Here is a 15,952-nt window from a genome sequence, read left to right on the forward strand (position 1 = left end):
GCCTCCTACTTTACGAAATAAATCCAGTGAAACAACGAGCCTATTACTTTTCCAAGTACAAGAGCAACGAGTAAAACAACAATCTTCCCCTCTACCCCTACTCGTTTCGCTAAAATAGGTAGAACATTTAACACTTCCGTTAATGCGGCAGCGAGCATTCCAATGAATGTACCACAAAATATTCCTAATATAACAAGCCAATATTGCGACGTTTGAAATGTAATGTTTTTCAAACTACACCAAGCTCCTGTTAACGTACCTGCAATAACTGCCCACTCAAAATATTGAATGTGCTTTCCACTTCTCGTTAATTGAGCTAGACGAGGGATTATACCAAGTACAGCTAAAAACGCAACATATCCGCTACCTACAGCAATTCCTCCTGCTAAAGCAATTAAAATAACGAATCCAGACTCAATCATCGGTAAGTTGTTTCATATTATCCTTGTTTTCATGAACAATTACATATTGGTCAAGTGATTGCTGGTATTGGAACATCTCCACTTCTAACGGACTCGGCTCTTCATTAATACGCTTTTGAAATACATGATTAAAAAATAAAACCATGCCTAGCCCAAGACCTAATGAATAAGGAATTTGAAATAAAAGTGGTTGCGCCTTAAATTCTCCCGTAATCATGTAATATAACCGTTGGTGCACTTGTTGCATGCTTACATCTTCATGAAAATATATGATGGCAAGAGCTGCTCCAATGAAAAGTAACAACCATACAAGTCCGAAAAAAATCGGATGTACTTTCTTTTTTTCATATATAATTTCAACAAGAGTTTGTCCAGAACCGAGTAAATTAATTTGTATATGAGCGGTTTTTCGCCTAATAATCTCAATTATTTTCATAACATCAATTACAACATGCGTTTTATCACGCGCTGTAATTTTATAAATTACCTCATCCTGTAACGACTGAACTACTGCAGCATCTCCGGCAAGTTGAGCAACATCTCCCAGCTTTACTTCATACGTAGGAGAAACTTTTAATCGATTACGCATTTTAATATAAATTGTTTGTTCCAATTTCCATTCACCTCTTCACTCTTCCTCGTAGTTGTAGTATGGTTATTCAATTTTTTTCTAATACAATTTTTTCATAAAAAAACATCTGTACCATTTCGGTACAGATGTTTTTTAGTTTATGCTTTTTTCTTAAATAAATTTGCAATGCTTAATGCGAGCCCTCCCCAAATGACTACTATTCCAATAACCATCATCATAATCGCTGATCCACTCATTATGAAACACCTCGATCTTTCCATTCTTTTTCAAGCTTAGCAGAATCTGAATGTATTTGTGCATTCCATTTCTTTAAACTAATGATTAGCGCAATGATAAGGAACGCTGCTGCAATTGACCAACCATATGTTACGACAAACTCCGTTGGGTAACCTCCATAGTTCTTTTTAATATTTTGGATTGTACCATCAATTAACATGTACCCTAACATAAGCGGAGTAATAACGAGTAAACTCACTCTCCAAAACGTCCCTAACTTAATATCAGATACGAAGTTTGCGTGATTTTGATAAACTGGTAAACGACGTAAAATGAGTCCTATCGTAACTACTTCCGCTAGAGCAATTGTAATTAATCCGAAGTTATTAGCGAAGTAATCCACAACATCTAGGAACATAAGCCCGCCACGTGTCGCAAAAACGAGAGAAACGAGTACGAGAAGCGTCCCCATAATTCCAATTGTTTTTTGGCGACTTAAGCTGAACTTTTCAGATACAGCAGCAAAACATACTTCCGCAAGCGAGATGAGGGATGTAATTCCGGCAACCGTTAATGATAAGAAAAATAATACGCCAAATAAAGGTGACATCGGTAATTCATTAATAATTTGCGGGAATACTACGAACGCAAGCCCTACACCAGCACTTGCCACTTTATCAACTGGTACTCCCATATTATTTGCCATAAATCCAAGAGCCGCAAAGACCCCAATCCCTGCTAATAATTCAAATCCTGAGTTTGCAAATCCAGTAATAAAGGCATTATTTGTTGTATCTGAGTTTTTCGGTAAATAACTAGAATACGTAATCATAATTCCAAATGCTAAAGATAAGCTAAAGAAGATTTGACCGTAAGCAGCAAGCCATACTTTTCCGTCAAAAATACGACTCCAATCTGGTTTAAAGAATGCATCTAATCCTTGCATTGCACCTTCCATCGTCACTGCACGAACTACGATAATAAGGAACATAACAACTAGTAAAGGGATGAAAATACGGTTCACAACTTCGATTCCTTTTTTAACTCCTTTAAAAGCAACACCAAGCACAATAATCCAAACGAGAGCTAGTGGAATTAATACTTCCGGTACGAGCCCTCCAAACTGTCCCGGTTTATCTGCAACATGTAAATACTCTTTAAATAAAAATGATTCCGTATCTTTCCCCCATGCGCCAGTAATTGCAAAATACGTATATGAAATAGACCAAGCAATAATTACTGCATAATATGTTGAAACGATAAATGTTACACACATTTGCCACCAACCGATAAATTCAGCACGCGGATGAATACGGAAGAACGTAAGTGGTGCTGAACCACGGTGACGGTGCCCAAGAGCAAATTCAAACGCCAATAATGAAATACCAGTCGTTAATAATGCGAATAAGTACGGTAAAAAGAATGCGCCTCCCCCATTTTCATACGCCGTATAAGGAAAACGCCATATGTTTCCTAATCCAACGGCAGAGCCGACCGCTGCAAAAATGAATCCAGCCCTCGTTCCCCATTGTTGCCTCGTTTCCATATTTCCTTCCCCCTTTGTGACAAGTTCATAATTGGATTATATTTTAAATTTACTAAATTATCAATAAATTCTGTTAATTTTTAAGAAAGTTTACAATCTCCTCCTATTAAAGTCATAAAAAAAGATCGAATAGATAACTATTCATCTATTCGATCTTTCATCTGTTTTAATATTTTCTTTTCAAGTCTTGAAACTTGCACTTGCGAAATACCTATTCGCTCTGCTACTTCTGATTGAGTTTGGTCTTTATAATAGCGTAAATATACAATTAAACGCTCTCTCTCATCTAATTCTCTAATTGCTTCTTTTAAAGCAATTTTATCAAACCATTTCGTTTCAGATTGATCTGCAATTTGATCTAAAATAGTAATTGGATCTCCGTCGTTTTCATACACCGTTTCATGTATGGATGAAGGGGCACGACTTGCTTCTTGCGCCAGAACCACTTCCTCTGGCGTTAGTTCTAACGCTTCAGCTACTTCATTAATCGTTGGAGCCCTTCCGAATTCTTTCGAAAGCTCATCTCTCATCTTTCGAATTTTGTTTCCTGTTTCTTTTAAAGACCTACTTACTTTCACTGATCCATCATCACGTAAAAACCGTTGTATTTCGCCAATAATCATGGGAACTGCATATGTTGAAAATTTCACGTCGAAAGATAAATCAAATTTATCTACCGATTTTAAGAGTCCAATACATCCAATTTGAAACAAATCGTCTGGTTCGTATCCGCGATTAAGAAAACGTTGCACAACCGACCATACGAGACGCATATTACTTTGAACAATTGTATCTCTTGCTTGTTGATCTCCATCTTGACTTTTTTGAATTAACGCTTTTAGCTCGTGGTCCTTTAACTGAGGTTTCTTCTTCTCATTTTTGACCTCTATGTCCATAGGCTATTCTCCTTAATTGCATAGAGCGTTACTATTTGATAAGTATTTTGTCAAATGGATTGTTGTCCCGAAAGATTCGTTTGAAATAACTTCTACTTCATCCATAAAATTTTCCATGATAGTAAATCCCATTCCGGAACGCTCTAATTCAGGTTTAGTTGTAAAAAGGGGTTGTCTCGCTTCATCTAAATTAAAGATACCAATCCCTTCATCTCGAATCGTGAGTTTCACCATTGCTTCTTCCAAAATTACAGAAATATAAACAACACCTTCTGCATTTCCTTCGTACCCATGAATAATTGCATTCGTAACCGCTTCTGACACAACTGTTTTAATCTCTGTAAGTTCTTCCATCGTAGGATCTAGTTGTGCAATGAAAGCAGCTACTGTAACGCGAGCGAACGATTCATTTTGACTTAACGCTGAAAATTGAAGGTTCATTTCATTTCTCATTTATGCCACCCCCAACGTCGCGAGCGCATGCGCTTCACTTTCTTCTAAGCGAACAATTTTAAATAAGCCCGACATTTCAAATAAACGTTTAACAGGCGGTGAAATTGCACAAACAACCATTTCTCCACCTAATCCCTTTACATGCTTATATCGGCCTAATATAACACCTAAACCAGAACTATCCATAAACGATAAGTTCTCTAGGCTCAAAACAATATGATGAACACCATGTGTCTCAATCATATCTGTTACTTTCGTTCGCAACTCTTCAGCAGTATGATGATCTAATTCACCCGCTAGCCTCACACATAGGACGTCACGTTTTACTTCTAATTGCATGGAAAGACTCACACGATTTCCTCCTTATGCTCAAACTTTACTCATTTACATACATAAAGATTTTCGTGATACAACATAAGAATCCTTCCTACTGACAAAAGAAGAACTATTTCGCCATAAAGTGAAACCATTCAGCAATTATTTACTTACATACGAATAGAAAAGCGGCAAAATGTTTGCCGCTATTTTGATGTTGAAAACATCCCAAAACTTCTTTTAAATAACTCCCACCAGCTCGCTGCAGCAACATCTTCTTTTGCTACAATTGTTTGTTTTAATAAAACATCTTGATCTTTTTTTATAACAAGTGTACCAAGCGCATCGCCCTTTTTAATCGGCGCTTTCACTTTCTTTTCAGCAATTACTTCTTGCTTTACCTTGTCCATATTTTCGCCCTTCTTCATAAGAAGAGATACATTATCTGACGCAACTAAATCTACTTTTTCTTTTTTCCCTTTTCCTACTTGGACAGTCTTAATTTTTTCGCCTCGTGTATACAATTTCTTTGTCATATATTGACCAAATGCGTAGTCAAGAAGCTTCGTTACTTGATTGTTCCGTTCTTTCGATGTAGGTGCTCCCATAACAACTGAAATAACACGCATCCCATTCTTTTCAGCCGATGCTGTTAAACAATATTTTGCTTCTGTCGTAAAACCCGTTTTTACACCATCTACTCCAGGATAAAAACGCACTAACTTATTCGTATTAACGAGCCAAAACTTCTTATCCGTATCTTCACGTAAATAGTCTTCGTATTTTCCTGTGTATTTGCGAATAAGTGGGTACTTCATCAATTCTTTCGCCATTATAGCCATATCATTTGCTGTGGAATAATGATCTTTAGCCGGAAGACCTGTCGGATTTTGAAAATGAGTATTTTTCAGTCCTAAATCTTTCGCTTTTTTGTTCATCATATTTACAAAACCTTCTTCTGAACCAGCGATATGCTCTGCTACTGCAACAGACGCATCATTTCCAGATGCAATTGCAATACCCTTTAGCATTTCATTTACGGTCATCTCTTCTCCAGGCTCTAAAAAGATTTGTGATCCACCCATTGAAGCTGCATGCTCACTTGCTCTCACTTTATCGGTCAGTTTTAGTTTTCCTTTTTCAACTTGTTCCATAATTAATAGCATTGTCATAATCTTCGTCATACTAGCAGGCGGTAATTTCTCATTTGGATTTTTATCAAACAAAACTTTACCTGTATCTTGTTCAATTACGATTGCTGACGACGCTTGTTCTGCTAACTTCGGCGTTGTTTCTTCTGTTTTATCCTGCTTCGTCTTCTCAGATTGTGCGAAACTAACTGAAGTACCAGAAAGCAATAACATGAAACAAACAAGTATTCCAAAAACTCGCTTCATGACTAACCCTCCATTCTATATCAAACCTATTTTTTCCAATTCACTGTTTTTTAATACCATATTTTTCTAACATTTTCAGTTGACAAACAAATTCATCACCTTTATTGTATTAAGTGTATTATTCGCAATAGTACACTTAATACAAGTTAGAAAGGAGACATTGCTCTTGCATATTCAACTTGATCCAAGAAGCAACACTCCGATATGGGAACAAATTGTTCAAAATATAAAAGAACTCGTATTAAAGAACATGTTAGCTCCAAGTGACAAACTACCTTCTGTACGAGAACTCGCTTCTTTACTCGTTATCAATCCAAATACAGTGAGTAAAGCGTATCAAGAGTTAGAGCGACAAGGGATTATTGAAACATTACGAGGAAAAGGAACATTTGTATCCCAATCGATTACCCCAACATTAGACGAAAGGAAAATCGCTATGGTTGAAAAGCAATTTCATCAATTACTATTAGAAGCCTCTTATCTTGGTGTTACGAAAGATAAAATTCATGATTGGATAGATTCATACTATAAAGAGATTGGAGGAAATGCGGATGCTGAAAGTGACAAGCTTGAAGAAAACAATTGATAATCAAACGATTTTAGATGATGTTTCTTTCACATTGCAAAGAGGGAGTATCATCGGATTACTCGGAAGAAACGGTGCGGGGAAAACAACTTTATTACGAACGATGGTCGGCATTTTAGACCCTGATGAAGGGACTGTTACATATGAAGATACAAACGTGCATCAGTGTCCTGAAATAAAGCAAAAAATCGTATATGTTCCGGATTCTACTAACATATTGAACGGATATACAGTAAAAGAAATTGTAAAGTTTTACAAAGAGGTTTATACCGCATTTGATGAAGCATATTTCTATGAACTGTTAGAACGTTTTAACTTACCAAACAAAAGAATTCGTAGTTACTCAAAGGGAATGAAAGCACTGCTCGCCATCATTTTAGCTGTTTCTACAAAAGCAGAATATATCATTTTAGATGAACCGACAAATGGACTTGATCCTATCGTGAAAAGGCAAATTTTACAGTTTCTCGTTGGAGAAGTTGCAGAAAAAGAGATTACCATTTTCATCTCCACTCACCATTTAGATGAAGTGGAACAAATTGCAGATACAATTATTATATTAAAAGGCCATACTATAGCTTCTATTACATCACTAGACGATGCAAAATCACGATTTGCCAAAATACAAGTTGCTTACGAACGTTCATTACCTCAAAAACTAGAAAACTTAAGCAATATTAAAATATTAAATCAAACAGGAAAAGTATATACAATCTTAATCGAGGGAAATGTAGCTACAACACTGGAAAAGTTTTATAAAGAACAACCACTGCTCATTGAAGAATTAACAATGTCGCTTGAAGATGTCTTCGTTACGACACTGGAGGAGGATGGGTATGTTTCATAAGGCGTTATGGATGTGGAATTGGAAGCGCGGGAAATATGCTGTGTTACTATTCTTCTTTAGTTCGCTTTATCTTTTATCTTTAGGATACTATAGAAGTGCTCAGATGGAACTCGATAAATATTACGAATTACAAGAAAAAGGTAAACAGTATTATTATTTTTATATCTTTTCTTCAGGAGAAGGTAATAGTTTTTGGTTAACTGTTCTTATCATTGCTTTAGCCTGCTTATTGATAGGATGGGAACGTAGCAACCAATCTAATACACTACTTATGACGATGCCGTTTAAAAGAAAAGATGTTTTCTTATCTAAATGGGCTTTTGGTTCATTTTGTATTTTAGTCTCGTTACTTATCAATTGGATCCTTATGTATGTTATTTATAGAACAACGATTCATTTTGATTATCAATCTTTTAGTCCATTTCATCGATACTTTCTTTATGCGATTGTTTCTTATGTAGCAGTATACACAGCTGCATTATGCATCGGTACTTTTACTGGAAGTGTTGTTTCACAGCTTGTTTTTTGTATTCCGTGGCTACTAATGGGACTTACATTTATTCCGCTAATATACACTTTTACGCTAAACCATTTAGAGGCTACCAATACTAAAAGTAATAAATTAGATCAACACCTTTATGAATTCAACCAAAAAACAAATATAGTTGCACCAATATATCGTTTTTCTATTGATTATAATTATAATCCAGAATACCGAAAGCAGGACAACGATTCAACTACTTTAAGAGATCCAGCATCTCATCACTATTATTCAGCTAAATCGATGTTAGTCCCTATTTTTTATACAATAGTTTACTTACTACTTGGAACATATTTATATACACGATCGCCAAATGAAAACAGTCAAAAGATATTTATTTTCCAAAAGCATTTACGAATATGTATATGGGGGACAACCATTTACTTTGCATTACTAGGTGGCTATAAAATCAATCAATTTTTTTTCTTACCTAACTACTATATCAGTTTGTTTCTCGCTGGAATCATTACTTATATTGCATTATCACGCTTAACAAATTATAAAGTTTTTTAAAGGAGAGATCCTATGTTTCAAAAAGCACTGTGGCTAAGAACGTATCAACAAAGTAAATATGTTATATGGTTATTTTGGCTCGTCAGCTTCTGTACTTTATCATATAAATACTATATGACTTCTATTCAACAGCAATATTTTCTAAATATGAACAAAAAATGGAAAGCTATATATCATTACAATTTTGATTTAACACTTCTAGATTCTATCATGCTGTTAGGTAGTTTGCTAATCGTTCTAGCTTGTACGTTAATTGGATGGGAAAGACAAAATAACGCTAGCGACTTGTTATGGTCTATGCCCTTTAAACGTTCGCACCTTTATATAACAAAGTGGTTGTTTGGAATCTGTAATATCGCCGCTGTTGTCGTTCTAAACTGGGGACTATTTGCTATTATGAAAAAGTTGACTTTTCATAATAAATATCAAGTATTCTCCCCCTTTCATCGTTACTTTATATACATGTTAATTGTATTAATTGCTATTTATACACTTGCCTTATGTATAGGAACAATCGCTGGAAATGTGATATCGCAAGGATTTCTTACTGCAGCTATATTAATCTTCCCAGCGTTACTTCCATCTCTAATATCAGGAGTCATTGCTGTTCACTCGAGTGCCGACTTTCATGAGAACAATGGTATTATACATAATGTTATGGAAAACATACGTATTTCTAGTCCAGCAGAAGATTTTAATATTTACTTTAATTATGATCCACAAAGCGCTTATACTGATCAAAATGGAGTACGTCATAACGAACCAAACTTTACAAAGATTCCACCGGCAAAAACATTGATTGGACCTATTGCACATATTATTCTTTTATTACCACTCGGTATATATTTATATGCCCGTTCAATCAATGAGCGAAATGGTAACTACTTATTATATCCAAAACTACAAAAAGTAGTTTTGGCTTGTGCGATTTTCTTTGGGGGGATCGTTGGAGGTTTAATACTAAGTCGAGCGCACTCATTGTCCAGCTTTTACATCGGATTTTTAGTAACTAGTTTCATTACGTATTTCTTCCTACCTAAAATATTAAAATGGAAAGTCTCTTGGAATTTTAAATAAAATAGCCTCCTCTCGATGAGGAGGTTATTTCACATTTTCTCTTCTTTTCCCATACTCTTTTTCTTGTTTCGTTCCAAACCCGTCACCATTTGCGACAATTTGATCTGTTGGAGCAACTATACTTTCAGCAATTCTCCATTCTCCACCTTGTTGAATAAACACTTGCATAAAATAATTCATTCCATTTAATTGATACGGATTTTCTTTTTTTACTTCATAACGCGCTGCAACATAATACACTTGCACATTCTCAGCCTCAAACTTAGAAATATATTGTGATAATCTCGGGATGTACTGTGATGCTTTCTGAAGTGGAAGTTGTTTTACTTTTACAAGAGAAGATTTCGTTACATTGCTTATCGTATCTTCATGCCGAATGTTATCACTGTGATGAAATAAAATAGCATTCTGCATAGAGCGAATCCATAGTTTTGAATATAAAACAGGTTGCTTATTTGAAATATGTTGTAATTCTTTTTGAACGACTTGAAGAGGTGTTGCGGCATCCGCGAATTGATGAAAGCAGAAAAAACTTCCAATCATAATGAAAAGCGTACAAATACGTTTCATTATTTTTCACTCCGATTCTTTTTAATTAAAGTATTGGAGTTTCAAAATGTTTTTATTCAAAAGAAAAAGGATAGGAAAGCTGTCGCTCCCTATCCTCATTTATTATAATACGCGGCCAAATAGCTCTAACACCATTTCTATTTCTTGGTCGCTCCAACCTTTAAATCTCTCTTTATAATATTCTTTTCGTACAGCTTCTAGTTTTTCAGTTACTTCTCTTCCGTGTTCTGTAATTTCTAAGTACACGATACGACGATCTGAATTAGAACGTTTTCTTTCTACTAATCCTTTTCGTACAAGACGATCTGTAACAGCAGTAATATGACTGGAGGTTACGTTTACTTCACTCGCAATTTGCGAAGCCATCTGTGGACTGTTTAAAAATAACGCGCGTAATACAGAAAATTCATTATATGGCATATGTTCTGCAAAACGTGTATTAATATCATTTTGTAATAAACGTATCATCTTTCGAAATGATCCGGATAACTCTAAAATCAGTGTTTCTCTTTTTTCGTTCACTAGCCTCGTCCCTTTTTTATCATATTTACACATATTATAATCTATAAATACCCTCGTTGTATATGCTTTCTTTCTTTAACATTCCCATTTATGTAACTTTTTCATACAAATTTCTTTTTTGTTCACACATATACATATAAAAAGGATGGTGATGGAAGATGCAAGGTGGAATGAATCCTTATTTACACAATGTACGCACAGCTAATACTGGTAAAGAAGCGACTATTACTGTACAAGGTGAGGGTGTTGTCAAAGCGAAACCAAATGTTGTTATACTAACACTTGGCATTCGAACTGATAGTAAAAATGTGAAACAAGCGCAAGAAGAAAATGCAGTACAATCAAAACAATTGCTGGATGCACTTAAACAGCTTGGTATCGCTGATAAAGATATAGAAACGATTTCTTATACGATCACTCCTCAATACGAGTATGTAAATGATAAAGCATTACTACAAGGATATCGGGTGGAACATTTGTATGAAATTACCGTTTTAAATGTACAAAAAGCAGGGGAAGTATATGATATAGCCGTTTCAAATGGAGCAAACGTAGCAAAAGGTTTACGGTTTCGAATATCTCACCCAAATAAATATTATGAGCAAGCTCTCATTCAAGCCCTGCAACAAGCTGTAGAAAAAGCTCGTGCTATTGCGAGTACATACAATTTAAACATTAATCCCGTTCCACTCTCATTCGTTGAAGAATCTGCTCAATTACCAAGGGAAGTCGCGTCCTATGCTACTTTACATGCACAAGCGTCTCCTCCCATTCAATCGGGAGAATTAGAAATCATTTCTACAATACGGGCGATTTTTACGTATTTATAAATAATTTCATTTATAAGTAAACGTTATCATTTTCCTTGTTGTAAAAACATGATGTTCTGATATAATAAAGGACGGTGAGCTCTTACGAAAGAGATATCACGGGTGGGAGAGGGATATGAAAAAGAAGGTTTAACATGAAAGGAATACTTGAAAGAACATTTAAATTAGGTTTACACGAAACATCACCAAAACAAGAAGTTTTAGCTGGAGTTACGTCATTTTTTACGATCGTATATATTATGATTGTAAATGCATCCATTTTATCCGATGCTGGCATTCCTCTTGAAGCTGGAATTTTAGCAACTGTTTTCAGTTCATTTGTCGGATGTCTGCTCATGGCATTTTGGGCAAATGCACCTGCTATTCTTGTCCCTGGTATGGGTGTAAATGCATTCTTCACGTACACTGCTGTCCATACGCTCGGATTAACTTGGCAGGAAGCATTAGCAGCTGTCTTCATCTCTGGTATTATTTTTGCAATTGCTGCGTTTACACCAATCGCTCGCGTGCTTTCAGTATCGATTCCAAAGTCACTAAAGGAAGCTATCACTGTCGGCATCGGATTATTTTTAGCATTTATCGGATTGCAAAAAGGTGGTTTAGTCGTTTCGAATCCAAATACTGCTGTTGCAATGGGTAAATTAAGTAGCCCTGTCGTTCTTGCGACCGTGCTTACTCTTATCGTTGCACTCGTATTATTTATTCGTAACGTACGTGGAAACTTTTTATGGACGATTGCAATAGGAACTGGTATTGCATGGCTGTTTGGCCTTGTTGATACAAGTCAAATCGGAAATAGTTCATTCTCATTCGCTAATTACGGCGATGTGTTTGGGGCTATGTCATTTGGCAAACTTTCTTCCTTACCATTTTGGATTGCAACATTCTCCTTAAGCATGGTGCTTATTTTTGAGAACATGGGACTTCTGCACGGTTTATTAGAAGATGACCGTAAATTCCCACGTGCTTACCAAGCCAATGCAATTTCAGCAATGACATGTGGTCTATTTGGCACAAGCCCTACCGTATCAACAGTAGAGAGTGCCGCAGGTATTACTGCAGGCGGAAAGACAGGTCTGACGTCTATCGTTACAGGGTTGTTATTCTTTGCATCACTGTTTGCACTTCCGTTTGTCAAACTAATTCCTGATAGTGCCATTGCACCAATCTTAATTATTATTGGCGGCCTGATGATTACAAGCATTCAACAAATTCCTCTGAACGATTTTTCAGAAGGATTTCCAGCGTTCTTAATTATCGTCATGATCCCGCTCACATATAGTATCGCTGATGGCATTGCGTTCGGATTTATTGCTTATCCTATCTTAAAAGTTGCTCTTGGAAAGCGTAAAGAAGTCGCACCGTCTATGTATATCATTACATGCTTATTCTTAGCCATGTTCGTATTACATGCTATTGGTTAAGTAAAAACACCGAGGAATTTTCCCTCGGTGTTTTTTACTTAAACCATCCTTTTTTATAAAACCAAGCCATCATGCCGCCACCAATTAGTGCCATAATAAGTAAACAAATAAAATAACTATATTGTCCACCGAGCTCTGGCATATGCGTAAAGTTCATTCCATATACTCCCGCAATAAATGTTAATGGCATGAAAATAGTCGAGAATACAGTTAATGTTTTCATAATGTTATTCATATGATGCGAGTTTAATGAAAAATAGCTATCTCGAATATCTGCTGTTAACTCCCGGCTTGCTTCAATCATTTCGGTCAATTTAAGCAAATGATCATGTATATCTTTAAAATAAATTTCATGATCACTTATACCGTAAAAACGAGTCGAATTTAAAATACGATACAATAAATCACGCATCGGAATAATTGTACGTCTTAACTTCGATAAATCTGCACGTATATCAAATACTTCTTCTAGTACACTTCCTGCCGTTTCACCCGTTAAATTATCATCAATTGCATTTAAATGATCCTCAATGTAATATACAGGCGCAAAATAGTCATCTACAATTTGATCGATAATTGTATGCGCTACGTGCAGGGGACTATTTTTAATACGCTTCTTTTCTCCAAGCGTTTTCCATACTCTTTCAATTGCATTGTTATGAGAAAAGTGGAAAGAAACAATATAACGATCACTAATAAATAAATCAATCTCGTGAGGTTCTAATCCATCCTCACCAAATGCATGAAGAACTAAAAAGTTATATCCATCATAAAAATCAACTTTTGGCCTCTGTACATATTCTATGCAGTCTTCAATTGCAAGGGGATGGAACTTAAAATGATCTTGCAAAATGTATGTATACTCTTCTTTCGTTGGCTTATATAAATCTAGCCAATACCATACAATATGGTCTTTCTTTGTTTCCTCTAGCGAAACATCATATAATACTTCATCTGTTTTTGTTATTGCACAAATTCTAATCATATTTTCACCCATTATTATTATAAACAAAAAATAGTAAAAAAAGCCAAGGAGAAACACTCCCTGGCCCTTCTTTATTATTCAGTAACGATGCCGTGCACTAATGTTGGTGCATCTACATGCTCTTTAGAGATCTTCATGTTCTCATAAATTTTTGCTTTTACGTCTTCTACATTTTCACGGTTTGCGTAAATGGTAACAAGGGATTCACCTTTTTTCACGCTGTCCCCTACTTTTTTACGAAGCATTAAGCCAACTGCTAAATCAATTTCAGATTCCTTCGTCGCACGTCCTGCTCCTAAAAGCATTGCTGCTGTTCCGATTTCATCTGCAACGATTTCTGATACATAACCGTCTTCCTTCGCTTCCACTTCAATTTTAAATTGTGCTTGTGGTAATTTAGAAGGATCATCAACAACAGATGCATCGCCGCCTTGCGCTGATAAAAACGTTTTAAATGATTCTAGCGCCTTACCGTTGTTCATTACTTCAATTAATTTCTCACGTGCATCTTCTAGAGATGAAGCTTGTCCAGCAAGGTATACCATTTGACTTCCAAGCGTTAAACATAACTCTTCTAAATCTTTCGGTCCTTTACCTTGTAATGTATCAATTGCTTCTTGTACTTCAAGTGCGTTACCAATAGCCTCACCAAGTGGTTGACTCATATCAGAAATAACAGCCATCGTATTACGACCAACGTTATTACCAATGCGCACCATTGCTTCTGCTAAACGTTTTGCATCTTCATCTGTTTTCATAAATGCACCTGCTCCAGTTTTTACATCAAGAACAATTGCATCTGCACCAGCAGCAATTTTTTTACTCATAATTGAGCTTGCAATAAGCGGAATTGAGTTTACTGTTGCCGTGACATCACGAAGTGCATACAATTTTTTATCCGCAGGTGTTAAGTTTCCACTTTGACCAATAACTGCGATTTTATTTTCATTTACAAGACGCATGAATTCATCATTTTCGATTTCAACATGGAATCCTGGAACTGCTTCTAATTTATCAATTGTACCACCAGTATGTCCTAGACCACGTCCAGACATTTTTGCAACCGGTACACCTAAAGCGGCTACTAATGGACCTAATACAAGTGTTGTTGTATCACCAACGCCACCTGTCGAGTGCTTATCTACTTTTACTCCTTCAATAGCTGATAAGTCGATTGTATCACCGCTATTTACCATTGCCATCGTTAAATCTGCACGTTCTTGATCGTTCATATCTTGGAAGAAAATTGCCATTGCAAGTGAACTTACTTGATAATCAGGAATATCACCATTTGTATATCCTTCAACAATAAAGTTAATTTCTTCTGTCGTTAATGCATGTCCGTCACGTTTTTTTGCAATTAGGTCCACCATTCTCATTGTGAGGTCACCCCTTCATTTGTTTTACGATTGCTTTTACTAATGCTAAGAAGTTAGCTTTAACACGTTCTGTCGTTTCGATTACTTCATCGTGGTGAAGTGGCTGATCTAAAATACCAGCTGCCATATTTGAAATACAAGAAATACCAAGTACTTTCATACCAGCGTGACGCGCTACAATTACTTCAGGTACTGTTGACATACCAACTGCATCTCCACCAAGTGTGCGAAGCATACGAATTTCAGCAGGTGTTTCATATACAGGACCTGTCATTCCAACGTATACCCCTTCTTGTACTTTAATATTTAAGTCTGCTGCAACTTGTTTCGCCATTTCGCGAAGCTCTACTGTATATGATGTAGACATATCAGGGAAACGTACACCCATTTCAGAATCATTTGGTCCGATTAATGGATTTGTACCCATGAAGTTAATGTGATCTGAAATTAACATAAGATCGCCTGGTTCGAATGATGTATTTACACCACCAGCTGCATTTGTTACAACAACTGTTTCTACTCCTAGTTCTTTCATAACACGAACTGGGAATGTTACTTTTTGCATATCATATCCTTCATAGAAGTGGAAACGTCCTTGCATTGCTACTACTGTTACACCTTGAAGTGTACCGAATACTAGTTGACCTGCATGGCCTTCTACAGTGGAAACTGGGAATTCAGGGATTTCACTGTAAGGTACTGTTACTGCATTCTCGATTTCATCCGCTAATACACCTAGTCCAGATCCAAGGATTAGTCCTACTTGTGGTGTCTCTTGAAATTTCTCTTTTAAATATGAAGCTGATTTTGTAATAAGTTCACGATTCATTTGTTTATCCCC

At 36.0% G+C, this 15,952-nt stretch carries 19 protein-coding genes; 6 read left to right on the plus strand and 13 right to left on the minus strand.

The window, feature by feature from the left end; translation table 11 throughout:
- Positions 1 to 5 precede the first annotated feature (5 nt).
- The 8 genes from spoVAB to dacF all read right to left on the minus strand — a co-directional run bounded on the left by spoVAB (position 6) and on the right by dacF (position 5,837).
- Positions 6 to 422, minus strand: a complete 417-nt coding sequence (spoVAB, locus tag PSR14_RS21310; RefSeq protein ID WP_000572932.1) for a stage V sporulation protein SpoVAB — start codon at positions 420 to 422, stop codon at positions 6 to 8.
- A complete protein-coding gene (gene spoVAA, locus PSR14_RS21315) occupies positions 415 to 1,035 on the minus strand; it encodes a stage V sporulation protein SpoVAA (protein ID WP_000438355.1) in 621 nt (206 codons plus the stop codon). Before spoVAA ends, spoVAB begins: the two co-directional genes overlap by 8 nt.
- 116 nt (positions 1,036 to 1,151) lie before the next feature.
- On the minus strand, positions 1,152 to 1,250 hold the full coding sequence (locus tag PSR14_RS21320; protein ID WP_000016826.1) for a methionine/alanine import family NSS transporter small subunit: 99 nt from the start codon (positions 1,248 to 1,250) through the stop codon (positions 1,152 to 1,154).
- A complete protein-coding gene (locus PSR14_RS21325; RefSeq protein WP_000450064.1) occupies positions 1,250 to 2,776 on the minus strand; it encodes a sodium-dependent transporter in 1,527 nt (508 codons plus the stop codon). The genes PSR14_RS21320 and PSR14_RS21325 overlap by 1 nt, the downstream gene beginning before the upstream one ends.
- Before the next feature lie 137 nt (positions 2,777 to 2,913).
- Positions 2,914 to 3,672, minus strand: coding sequence for an RNA polymerase sporulation sigma factor SigF (sigF, locus tag PSR14_RS21330; protein ID WP_000350729.1), 759 nt, complete (start codon positions 3,670 to 3,672; stop codon positions 2,914 to 2,916).
- A gap of 12 nt (positions 3,673 to 3,684) precedes the next feature.
- The gene (gene spoIIAB / locus PSR14_RS21335; protein ID WP_001243400.1) at positions 3,685 to 4,125 is read right to left on the minus strand and encodes an anti-sigma F factor; all 441 of its coding nucleotides are present in this window, start codon (positions 4,123 to 4,125) and stop codon (positions 3,685 to 3,687) included.
- Positions 4,126 to 4,476, minus strand: a complete 351-nt coding sequence (gene spoIIAA, locus PSR14_RS21340; protein WP_000059133.1) for an anti-sigma F factor antagonist — start codon at positions 4,474 to 4,476, stop codon at positions 4,126 to 4,128.
- Between the two features lie 170 nt (positions 4,477 to 4,646).
- The gene (dacF, locus tag PSR14_RS21345) at positions 4,647 to 5,837 is read right to left on the minus strand and encodes a serine-type D-Ala-D-Ala carboxypeptidase DacF (protein ID WP_000831986.1); all 1,191 of its coding nucleotides are present in this window, start codon (positions 5,835 to 5,837) and stop codon (positions 4,647 to 4,649) included.
- A 166-nt stretch (positions 5,838 to 6,003) separates the two neighbouring features.
- Between dacF and PSR14_RS21350 the strand changes: the two genes are divergently transcribed.
- From PSR14_RS21350 to PSR14_RS21365, 4 genes are read left to right on the plus strand one after another with little or no spacing between them, the layout of a single operon-like run.
- Positions 6,004 to 6,423 (plus strand): GntR family transcriptional regulator, encoded by a 420-nt coding sequence (locus PSR14_RS21350; protein WP_000548033.1) that lies wholly within the window; start codon positions 6,004 to 6,006, stop codon positions 6,421 to 6,423.
- Positions 6,389 to 7,270 (plus strand): ABC transporter ATP-binding protein, encoded by an 882-nt coding sequence (locus tag PSR14_RS21355; protein WP_074531976.1) that lies wholly within the window; start codon positions 6,389 to 6,391, stop codon positions 7,268 to 7,270. Before PSR14_RS21350 ends, PSR14_RS21355 begins: the two co-directional genes overlap by 35 nt.
- The gene (locus PSR14_RS21360) at positions 7,260 to 8,324 is read left to right on the plus strand and encodes an ABC transporter permease (protein ID WP_000468549.1); all 1,065 of its coding nucleotides are present in this window, start codon (positions 7,260 to 7,262) and stop codon (positions 8,322 to 8,324) included. The genes PSR14_RS21355 and PSR14_RS21360 overlap by 11 nt, the downstream gene beginning before the upstream one ends.
- Before the next feature lie 12 nt (positions 8,325 to 8,336).
- Positions 8,337 to 9,401, plus strand: a complete 1,065-nt coding sequence (locus PSR14_RS21365; protein ID WP_098487374.1) for an ABC transporter permease subunit — start codon at positions 8,337 to 8,339, stop codon at positions 9,399 to 9,401.
- A gap of 24 nt (positions 9,402 to 9,425) precedes the next feature.
- Here the strand turns inward: PSR14_RS21365 and PSR14_RS21370 are convergent, their stop codons facing one another.
- Together PSR14_RS21370 and PSR14_RS21375 are read right to left on the minus strand one after the other, a co-directional pair.
- A complete protein-coding gene (locus PSR14_RS21370; protein WP_000820919.1) occupies positions 9,426 to 9,971 on the minus strand; it encodes a hypothetical protein in 546 nt (181 codons plus the stop codon).
- 102 nt (positions 9,972 to 10,073) lie between these two features.
- Positions 10,074 to 10,493 carry a MarR family winged helix-turn-helix transcriptional regulator gene (locus PSR14_RS21375; protein ID WP_001003315.1) on the minus strand — a complete coding sequence of 140 codons (420 nt, stop codon included), beginning with the start codon at positions 10,491 to 10,493 and terminating at the stop codon, positions 10,074 to 10,076.
- Positions 10,494 to 10,651: 158 nt separating this feature from the next.
- Between PSR14_RS21375 and PSR14_RS21380 the strand changes: the two genes are divergently transcribed.
- Complete coding sequence (locus tag PSR14_RS21380; protein ID WP_001161455.1) at positions 10,652 to 11,323, plus strand: SIMPL domain-containing protein; 672 nt, start codon at positions 10,652 to 10,654, stop codon at positions 11,321 to 11,323.
- Positions 11,324 to 11,457: 134 nt separating this feature from the next.
- On the plus strand, positions 11,458 to 12,747 hold the full coding sequence (locus PSR14_RS21385) for an NCS2 family permease (RefSeq protein ID WP_000676253.1): 1,290 nt from the start codon (positions 11,458 to 11,460) through the stop codon (positions 12,745 to 12,747).
- Between the two features lie 34 nt (positions 12,748 to 12,781).
- On the opposite strand, the gene corA is transcribed toward PSR14_RS21385, so the two are convergent.
- The 3 genes from corA to PSR14_RS21400 all read right to left on the minus strand — a co-directional run bounded on the left by corA (position 12,782) and on the right by PSR14_RS21400 (position 15,940).
- Positions 12,782 to 13,744, minus strand: coding sequence for a magnesium/cobalt transporter CorA (corA, locus tag PSR14_RS21390; RefSeq protein WP_001998197.1), 963 nt, complete (start codon positions 13,742 to 13,744; stop codon positions 12,782 to 12,784).
- Positions 13,745 to 13,806: 62 nt separating this feature from the next.
- A complete protein-coding gene (locus PSR14_RS21395; protein WP_001243079.1) occupies positions 13,807 to 15,111 on the minus strand; it encodes a pyrimidine-nucleoside phosphorylase in 1,305 nt (434 codons plus the stop codon).
- A 7-nt stretch (positions 15,112 to 15,118) separates the two neighbouring features.
- A complete protein-coding gene (locus PSR14_RS21400; protein ID WP_001078446.1) occupies positions 15,119 to 15,940 on the minus strand; it encodes a purine-nucleoside phosphorylase in 822 nt (273 codons plus the stop codon).
- Positions 15,941 to 15,952 lie beyond the last annotated feature (12 nt).

Origin of the sequence: Bacillus sp. A01H (genome assembly GCF_045277205.1) — a bacterium.
Taxonomy (GTDB): Bacteria; Bacillota; Bacilli; order Bacillales; family Bacillaceae_G; genus Bacillus_A; species Bacillus_A paranthracis.

Excerpts from the sequence above, each read along its gene's own strand:
- spoVAB (WP_000572932.1), bottom strand. The coding sequence starts at position 422 with ATGATTGAGTCTGGATTCGTTATTTTAATTGCTTTAGCAGGAGGAATT.
- PSR14_RS21320 (WP_000016826.1), bottom strand. The coding sequence starts at position 1,250 with ATGAGTGGATCAGCGATTATGATGATGGTTATTGGAATAGTAGTCATT.
- PSR14_RS21325 (WP_000450064.1), bottom strand. The coding sequence starts at position 2,776 with ATGGAAACGAGGCAACAATGGGGAACGAGGGCTGGATTCATTTTTGCA.
- sigF (WP_000350729.1), bottom strand. The coding sequence starts at position 3,672 with ATGGACATAGAGGTCAAAAATGAGAAGAAGAAACCTCAGTTAAAGGAC.
- spoIIAB (WP_001243400.1), bottom strand. The coding sequence starts at position 4,125 with ATGAGAAATGAAATGAACCTTCAATTTTCAGCGTTAAGTCAAAATGAA.
- dacF (WP_000831986.1), bottom strand. The coding sequence starts at position 5,837 with ATGAAGCGAGTTTTTGGAATACTTGTTTGTTTCATGTTATTGCTTTCT.
- PSR14_RS21355 (WP_074531976.1), top strand. The coding sequence starts at position 6,389 with ATGCTGAAAGTGACAAGCTTGAAGAAAACAATTGATAATCAAACGATT.
- PSR14_RS21360 (WP_000468549.1), top strand. The coding sequence starts at position 7,260 with ATGTTTCATAAGGCGTTATGGATGTGGAATTGGAAGCGCGGGAAATAT.
- PSR14_RS21365 (WP_098487374.1), top strand. The coding sequence starts at position 8,337 with ATGTTTCAAAAAGCACTGTGGCTAAGAACGTATCAACAAAGTAAATAT.
- PSR14_RS21370 (WP_000820919.1), bottom strand. The coding sequence starts at position 9,971 with ATGAAACGTATTTGTACGCTTTTCATTATGATTGGAAGTTTTTTCTGC.
- PSR14_RS21380 (WP_001161455.1), top strand. The coding sequence starts at position 10,652 with ATGCAAGGTGGAATGAATCCTTATTTACACAATGTACGCACAGCTAAT.
- PSR14_RS21385 (WP_000676253.1), top strand. The coding sequence starts at position 11,458 with ATGAAAGGAATACTTGAAAGAACATTTAAATTAGGTTTACACGAAACA.
- corA (WP_001998197.1), bottom strand. The coding sequence starts at position 13,744 with ATGGGTGAAAATATGATTAGAATTTGTGCAATAACAAAAACAGATGAA.
- PSR14_RS21395 (WP_001243079.1), bottom strand. The coding sequence starts at position 15,111 with ATGAGAATGGTGGACCTAATTGCAAAAAAACGTGACGGACATGCATTA.
- PSR14_RS21400 (WP_001078446.1), bottom strand. The coding sequence starts at position 15,940 with ATGAATCGTGAACTTATTACAAAATCAGCTTCATATTTAAAAGAGAAA.